A 7,794-nucleotide genomic window follows, 5' to 3' on the forward strand; every position below is an offset into this window, starting at 1 on the left:
CACTGCGGGGTCACTTGATAAAGTCTCTACTTGAGTTCGGTCTGACGCGCAGTGCGATCATTGTCCTGGGTCTTGTGGTGTTTTGCGCAGCCGGGCTTGTTGCGTTTTCGCGACTGAACATCGAAGCCTATCCCAATCCCGCTCCGGTCATTCTGGAAATCACCGCGCAGGCGGCGGGCCTGTCTGCCGAGGAGATGGAGAAGTACTATACAATTCCCATGGAAGTGGGACTTTATCCGACGCCAGGCGTCGTCAATATCCGCTCGACTTCATTCTACGGCCTGTCGTTCGTCCGGGTTACCTTCAGATACGGGACCGACTTCTACTTCGCGCTGGCGCAAGCCTCGGTCAGCCTGCAGCAAAACGTCAACCTGCCGGGCAACCAGGTTCCCCAGATTCAGCAGTCCAGCCTGGTCGGCGAAATCTACCGCTACCAGCTCGTCGGTCCCCCGCATTTTGGCCTGACCAATCTGCGGACGCTGCAGGATTACGTCGTCGCCCGTCGTTTCCTGACCATCCCCGGCGTGGTGCAGATCAACGCATGGGGCGGCACCACCAAGCAGTTCAACGTCGATGCCGACCTCGGAAAACTCGAAGCCTACAATGTTTCGATCCCGCAACTGATTACCGCGCTCGGCAACGCCAACATCAATGTCGGCGGCCGCGAAATCACGATCGGGCAACAGTCGGTCAATATCCGCGGGGTCGGACTGGTCGACAGCGGCGGCGCCGACGACGTCACCAAGGGTTACAAGGTCCAGGATATCGAGAATATCGTTCTGAGCCAGTCGAATGGTCTTCCGATCCAGGTGAAGGACGTCGCAAGCGTTTCCGTCGGCTATGTGCCGCGTCTTGGAATCGGGGGCAGGGATCACGAAGACGATGTTGCCACCGCGATCGTGGTGATGGGGCGGACCCAGCACACCAATGACATCATCCCGCGGGTTCAGGACGAGGTCGAAAAGCTCAATACCGACGGAAGCCTGCCGGCCGGGGTCAAGATCATTCCCTATTACGATCGCAGCACGCTGGTCGGGGTCACCACGCATACGGTGCTGCACAACCTCATTTTCGGTTGTCTGCTGGTGTTCTTTATTCAGTGGGTGTTTCTGGGCGATCTGCGCAGCGCCATCATCGTCAGCGCCAACATACCGTTCGCCTTGTTCTTCGCCATCATTATCCTTGTCATCCAGGGTGAAGACGCGAACCTGCTGTCACTCGGCGCGGTCGACTTCGGCATCATCGTCGATTCCGCCGTGATCATGATGGAAAATATCTACCGGAATTTCCAGTCCAATACCGAGCACCGCCAGACCCTGCTTCAGCATCTTTCCGAGGGCTATTGGGGTTCTGATCCGACATCGGCGCATGCCCCTGGCGGCGCAGGCAAGATGTGGACCGAGCGCCTGCGCATCATCTTTGTCAGTGCGCTGCAGGTCGACAAGGCGGTGTTCTTTACGGCGGCGATCACGGTCACGGCGTTCGTGCCGCTGTTCACGATGCAGGGGGTCGAGGGCCAGATCTTCGGGCCGATGGCGCGGACCTACGGCTACGCGCTGGCCGGAGCGCTGCTGGCCACCTTCACGGTGACGCCGGTGCTGGCGGCGCTGTTGCTGCCCAAGCACATCGAGGAAACCGAAACCATTATCGTGCGCGCGCTGCGCAGGAGTTACACGCCGGTGCTGCGCTGGGCGCTCGGCAATCTCACGGTCGCCGTGATTGTCGGGGCCGTCTTCCTTGGCGTTAGTTTCCTTGCGGCATCAAGGCTCGGCAGCGAATTCCTGCCGGCGCTGGAGGAGGGTAATTTCTGGATCAGGGCGGCGATGCCGTCGACGATGTCGCTCGATGCAGGCACGGTCGCCGCGGGGAAAATGCGCGAGATCCTGCTGCGGCACCCGGAGGTTATCACGGTGGTGTCGCAGCATGGACGTCCCGACAACGGCAGCGATGCTTCGCCGTTCTCCAACGTCGAGCTGTTTGCACCGCTCAAGCCGTTCGACGAGTGGCCGGCGAACCTGACCAAGGAAAAGCTGACCGAAGAACTGCAAAAGGAGTTCGAGGAAGAATTGCCCGGGATCGGGTTCAATTTCTCGCAATATATCCAGGACAATGTCGAGGAAGCGCTGTCGGGTGTGAAGGGCGCCAATTCGGTCAAGATTATCGGACCGAACCTGCAGACGCTGGAGTCGCTAGCGACCGATGTCATGGCCGAGATGGGGAAGATCCGCGGTGTGGCCGACCTTGGAATATTCCACCTGCTGGGACAACCCAATCTCAATATCAAGGTCGATCGCGACAAGGCCGCCCGCTACGGTCTCAATACCGGCGACGTCAACACCGTGGTTCAGGCGGCGCTCGGCGGCACCACCGCGACCACCGTTCTGGAGGGCGACAGGCAGTTCAACCTGGCCGTCAGGCTCGATGCCAAATACCGCAGCAGCATCGACGCCATCAAGACGGTCAAGGTCGCCTATCAAACGCCATCGGGTACCAACGGCTACGTTCCGCTCAGCGAGCTTGCGGATATCACGCTCGACACCGGCGCGTCGTTCATCTATCGCGAGCGCAGCCAGCGCTTCGTTCCGATCAAGTTCAGCGTCCGCGGCCGCGATCTCGGCGGCACCGTCGCGGAGGCGCAGGAGCGGGTCGCCAAGGCCATCAAGCTGCCGAACGGGTATCGGATCATTTGGGCCGGCGAATTCGACAGTCTGCAGGCCGCCAAGCAGCGGCTGGTCATCGTTGTTCCGATCACGCTGCTGCTGATCCTTGTTCTCTTGTACGGCCTGTTCAATTCACTGCGCGACAGTCTGCTGTCGGTTGCCGGTATTCCCTTCGCGATTGGCGGCGGGCTGATCGCGCTTTATTTCGCCGGGCTCGAATTCAGCGTTTCCGCGGCGATCGGCTTCATTTCGCTGTTCGGCGTCGCCGTGATGGACGGCATTCTCAACATCACCTATTTCCGCGAACTCCGGGCGCAGGGAATGGACATCGCCGAGGCGGTATTCCATGGTGCCGAGCAACGGATGCGGCCGATGCTGATGACGGCGCTGTCGGCGGGCGTCGGGCTGTTTCCGGCTGCGATTTCTCACGGCATCGGCAGCCAGGTGCAGCGTCCCCTGGCCACGGTTGTCGTCGGCGGCATGTTCATTGGCCCGCTGCTGTTGCTTATTGTGGCGCCCGCGCTTCGAAAGATATTTCTCTCGAGGGACAAGGGAGAAGACACCGCGAGCGAGACTGAAGGCGAAGGCGCTGTGGCCGTCGAAGGTAATCCGGATGGTTAGTTGGAAGCCGCATCAGCATCTGCACGATCGCAAGCGCCGTGTCCTCGCCGGCACCGCCGTGCTGGCCCTGCTGTCAATGGCCGTTTCGGGCTGCGCGGTGGGACCGAACTTCCAGCCCGCTGCGAAGCCGGAGGTCGACGGTTATGTGCGCGGGAAGCTGGCATCGCCGAATGCCGGTGACGGTCCGCCGCGTGTCGCCGGTCAGCACTTTGTCTCCGGCGCCGACGTTTCCGCGCGCTGGTGGGGGGCATTCAAATCCCCGCTGCTCAATGAGCTTGTCAGACAGTCGGTCGACCATAATCCGAATTTGCAGGCCGCCGAGGCCGCGATCAGGGTTGCGCAATACAATGCCCTGGCCCAGCGCGGACTGTTCTTTCCGCAAGTCTCCGGCAATACCACGGGCCAACAATTCCTGGTTTCCAACCCCCAGCAGGTGCCGCCCGTTCCGTTACCGGCCCAGCAGACCGAGTTCTCGCTCGCGACCAACCAGCTGACAATATCATTCGTGCCGGACATCTGGGGCGGCAATTTTCGGGCCGTCGAGAATCTGGATGCCACGACCGAGCAGCAATTGTTCCAGCTCGAGGCTGCCTATCTGACGCTGACCAGCAATGTCGTGACCGCGGCGATACAGGAAGCGTCGCTGCGCGGACAGATTGCCGCGACCCAGCGCATCATTGCGATCGAGCGCAATCTGCTCGATATTCTCAAGCGTCAGCTCAGTTTCGGCCAGGCGGCCCAGGCCGATGTGCTGGCGCAGGACGCGGCGCTCGCCCAGGCGGAAGAACTGCTGCCGCCGCTTGAAAAGCAGCTTGACCAGCAGCGCGATCTGCTGACGGCCCTGGCCGGACAATATGCCGCCAACGAGATTTCGCAGAAGTTCGATCTCGCGCATCTCAAATTGCCGACCAATCTGCCGATCAGCCTGCCGGGCAAGCTGGTGGATCAGCGGCCCGACGTAAGGGCGGCGGAAGCCAACATGCATTCGGCCAGCGCGCTGGTAGGCGTCGCAATCGCGGCCCGTCTGCCGAATATCGTGCTCTCGGCCAACGGCGGATCGGCGGCACCCAATTATGCGCAAGTCTTCGCGTCCGGCGCCGGATTCTACACCCTGACGGCGAGCGCCACCGCGCCGATCTTCGATGGTTTAACGCTCTATCACAAGCAGAAGGCGGCGGAGGCCGCGCTCGAACAGGCCGAAGCCCTGTATCGCGCCGCCGTCATCACCGCATTCCAGAACGTCGCGGATGCCTTGCGGGCGCTGCAATCGGATGCACGTGCCTTGAAGGCGGCGCTGCGGGCCGAGGTTGCCGCCAAGGCCAGCCTCGACATCGTCCAGCAGCAATTGAACGCGGGTCAGGTCAACCAGCTCGCCGTTCTCAACGCGCAGCAGACTTATCTGACCGCGGCCGTGGTTCGCGTGCAAACCGAAGCCAATCGTCTGTCCGATACCGCTGCGTTATTCATGGCGCTTGGCGGCAACTGGCCGGCCAACTGCACCGTGCCGGACTGGCGCCAATGCGCGATGGGCGATCCGCCCGAGGTGATCGTGTCCGCGGACGCCAAATAGCGCCGCGGCAGCGGCGCTGGCGCTACCCGATCGAAACATCTTCAAATCGGGATTGCAGCCGATAGCCGACCCCCGACTCGGTGACGAGCAGCCGCGGGTGGTTCGGATCGGCCTCGATGATCTGCCTGAGATCGCGCACCAGAATCCGCAGATACTGGATGTTCTTGCGCACGTTGCCGGTCCAGATCTCCTCGAGCAATTTGTCGTGCGTGACCACCAGGCCGACATGGGTCGCAAGCACATGCAGCAGACGGTACTGCTTGCGGGTCAATTTGATCTGGGCGTTGTTCAAAAGCACGGTCCGGTTGACCAGATCGATCGACAGCGGACCGGCGGTGACCACGGGATTTTCGTCGGCGCTCTTGAAATAGCGTCGCAGCGCGGCGTGGCTGCGCGCGATCAGTTCGGCGATGCCGAACGGCTTGACCACGTAGTCGTCGGCGCCCAGTTCGAGCAGGCGGACTTTTTCCTCCTCGTTGGCTTCGACCGAAAGCACGATGATCGGGACATTGGACCATGACCGGATCAGTTCGAGCACTTCCGAGCCGCGACGGTCGGGCAAAGCCAGATCCAGAATAATCAGATCCGGCGCGTTGAATGTTGCCGTTCTCAGTCCTTCGGCGGCGTTTTCAGCCTCCTGCACCGTAAAGCCGCCGTGCAGTTCGAAGCCGGCGCGCAGGAAGCGCCGTATCTTGGGTTCGTCATCGATCAGCAGCACAAGGTTGGTGGATTTACTCATTGGCCGCGCCCGCCGATTCATCATCCTCGATCTCAGCCGCGGGCAGGGCGATGGAGACCGTGGTCCCCTGTCCCTGTCCCCGGCTCACAATATCGATCGTGCCGCCGTTTGCCTTGACAAAGGTCGAGGCGATCCAGAAGCCGAGACCGGATCCCGGGATGGTGGCGTCGTGGCGCTGGCTCCGGAACGACCGCAGCCCAAGTTGCTGGCGTTCGTCCGGCGTTATGCCGACGCCCTGATCGGTAATCGACACCACGACGCGTCCTTGTTCCGCCCGCGTGCGGATCGAAATCGTCGAACCCGAAGGCGAATATTTGGCGGCATTCTCCAGAATCTGCCCGTAGGCTTCCTCCACCAGCGCGGAATCCACGTTGATCAGCGGCAATTCGTCGGCAAAGCCGATCTCGATCGTGTGTGCCGCCAACTGCCGCGTTCTTCGCCTGACGGCCGCGTTGATGACGTCCCTTGGATCGGCGCATTCGATATGGGGCCGCACGTCGCTCGCGCTCACGCGCGTCGCGTTGAGCAGGTTGCCGATGAAGCCGTCGAGCCGTTCCGCCTCAAAGGTGACAGCCTCGACCAGGGAATGCGCCCGCTCCTCATTGCGGACCGCAGGCATCGTCTCCAGAACGCTGGCCGACCCCCGGATCGCCGCCAGCGGCGAACGCAGTTCGTGCGACAGGTCGCCGTAGAATGCGTCGCGCAGCAGTTGATCCTTCAGACGAAGCGCGGCTTCCTCCATCGCCCCGCCGATATCGAGACGTTGAAGCGTCAGGGACGCTTCCGCCAGGATAGCCTCGACATGGCGCGTCCTGGCGTCGACCGCGGCGCGCGAGTCGCTGCCGATGTTGACGGCGATGACGCCGCGCGTCGCGTCTTCCGAGGACACCGCGCGGAGCAGCCAGACGCTTTTTGTCGACTCGTCCGTGATGGTGTCGGCACGAAGGCCGGTTTTGTCCATCATGGCGGCGGCGCTCCGACGGACCGCCTCGGGAACGGCGCCGATCGGCCCGGGCTGGAAATTCTCGTCGAGGGTCGCGAAGAAAAACGCCGTGTGCCGTCCGAGCGTGCCGGAAAGATAATTCTGAATGGCGGCGATCAGGTCCGACACCGTGAAGCAGGCCGCCAGTCGCCGCGAGAATTCATAGAGGTGCTGAATTTCGTGTTCGCGCTGGCGCAGTGTTTCGGTTTCCTGCCGCAACCGGGAAGCCAGGTCGCTGCTGATGAGGGCGACAAACAAAAACAGAAACAGATCGATGATGGTCTGCGGATCGTCGAGCCTGAAACTGTAAAACGGGGGAAAGAAAAAGAAATCCGCGGCGGCGGCCCCGCCGATCGCGGCGGCGATGGCCGGCAAGGTGCCCCACCGCGTCGCGGCGATGATCACAGGTATCAGATAGACGATTGGAACGAGGTTGGCCGGAAAGAACCGGTCGATCAGAAGAAGTCCGCCGGTCGCCAGTCCCACGCACAGCAGCGACATCGTCAGTGGCAACGCATTCGTCAGCAGGAAGCGATGCCAGGGGAGCTCTTCGTTCAGCTGCGGGGCATTGCCAGTTCCGATTCCGGCGAAATGGGATTGCAAGGATTTGCTTTCGTGGCCAAAGGCATCAGACGACCGTTACCGCGGCACGTCACGATCCCGGTGAAATCAGGCTGCCGGCACCTTTGAAAAAGACATAGAACGGCAGCGCGGGATCAGCATGCGCAAGCTGCGACCCCATGAAAGAACGGCGTTCCATTTTCTAAAATCAAAATTGCCATGTGCCGCTGACAAACCAGCAGGCCCAATGAACCTGCGTCATCTTTTCATAAGAAATCAATGTCGTTCTGCGGCGGAAGAAATATAAATAAAAGTGCTATCGCGGCGAACCATGGAGGCCGTCGCAATCGGCTTTACCGCCCGATGTTGAGCCGCCGGCAGAACGCCCTGAGAGCCCGCGGGCATGCCGTTCGATAGCGTTCGGCGCTATATCGCCGATGCTGACGCCACCGGAGCATCGGCGTAATGGAGGGCGTTTTTCTCGCCGGCCAGTTCCGGCTTCGGCGCCTGATACGATTCTGCGTCGCCCGCCTGACGGTCAGCGGGCGGAATCAGGGTCGCGATGGCGGCTGTGCTCAGATATTTCGGCGGATACAGATAGAAGTCCATCAACGGCATCTGCGGGCTGCGCGAATTTCGCCGCAGGATCACCTGCGCCCTC

5 protein-coding genes are annotated in these 7,794 nt (G+C 61.5%); 2 read left to right on the plus strand and 3 right to left on the minus strand.

Translation table 11 applies throughout. The annotated features are described in order from the left end of the window. Positions 1-14: 14 nt before the first annotated feature. Both ABR948_RS19330 and ABR948_RS19335 read left to right on the plus strand, forming a co-directional pair. Positions 15-3,281: an efflux RND transporter permease subunit gene (locus ABR948_RS19330; RefSeq protein WP_428120809.1), complete on the plus strand. Its 3,267-nt coding sequence runs from the start codon at positions 15-17 to the stop codon at positions 3,279-3,281. Beyond that, the gene (locus tag ABR948_RS19335) at positions 3,274-4,851 is read left to right on the plus strand and encodes an efflux transporter outer membrane subunit (RefSeq protein WP_428120811.1); all 1,578 of its coding nucleotides are present in this window, start codon (positions 3,274-3,276) and stop codon (positions 4,849-4,851) included. The genes ABR948_RS19330 and ABR948_RS19335 overlap by 8 nt, the downstream gene beginning before the upstream one ends. A gap of 22 nt (positions 4,852-4,873) precedes the next feature. Here the strand turns inward: ABR948_RS19335 and ABR948_RS19340 are convergent, their stop codons facing one another. The 3 genes from ABR948_RS19340 to ABR948_RS19350 form a co-directional block, all read right to left on the minus strand. Beyond that, on the minus strand, positions 4,874-5,590 hold the full coding sequence (locus tag ABR948_RS19340) for a response regulator (RefSeq protein ID WP_428120814.1): 717 nt from the start codon (positions 5,588-5,590) through the stop codon (positions 4,874-4,876). Further along, positions 5,583-7,175 (minus strand): DUF4118 domain-containing protein, encoded by a 1,593-nt coding sequence (locus ABR948_RS19345; RefSeq protein WP_428120816.1) that lies wholly within the window; start codon positions 7,173-7,175, stop codon positions 5,583-5,585. Before ABR948_RS19345 ends, ABR948_RS19340 begins: the two co-directional genes overlap by 8 nt. 384 nt (positions 7,176-7,559) lie before the next feature. Beyond that, a partial coding sequence (locus ABR948_RS19350; RefSeq protein WP_428120818.1) for a hypothetical protein occupies positions 7,560-7,794 on the minus strand: 235 nt, incomplete at its 5' end.

Origin of the sequence: Bradyrhizobium sp. (assembly GCF_050014615.1) — a bacterium.
In the GTDB taxonomy this organism is placed as follows: domain Bacteria; phylum Pseudomonadota; class Alphaproteobacteria; order Rhizobiales; family Xanthobacteraceae; genus Bradyrhizobium.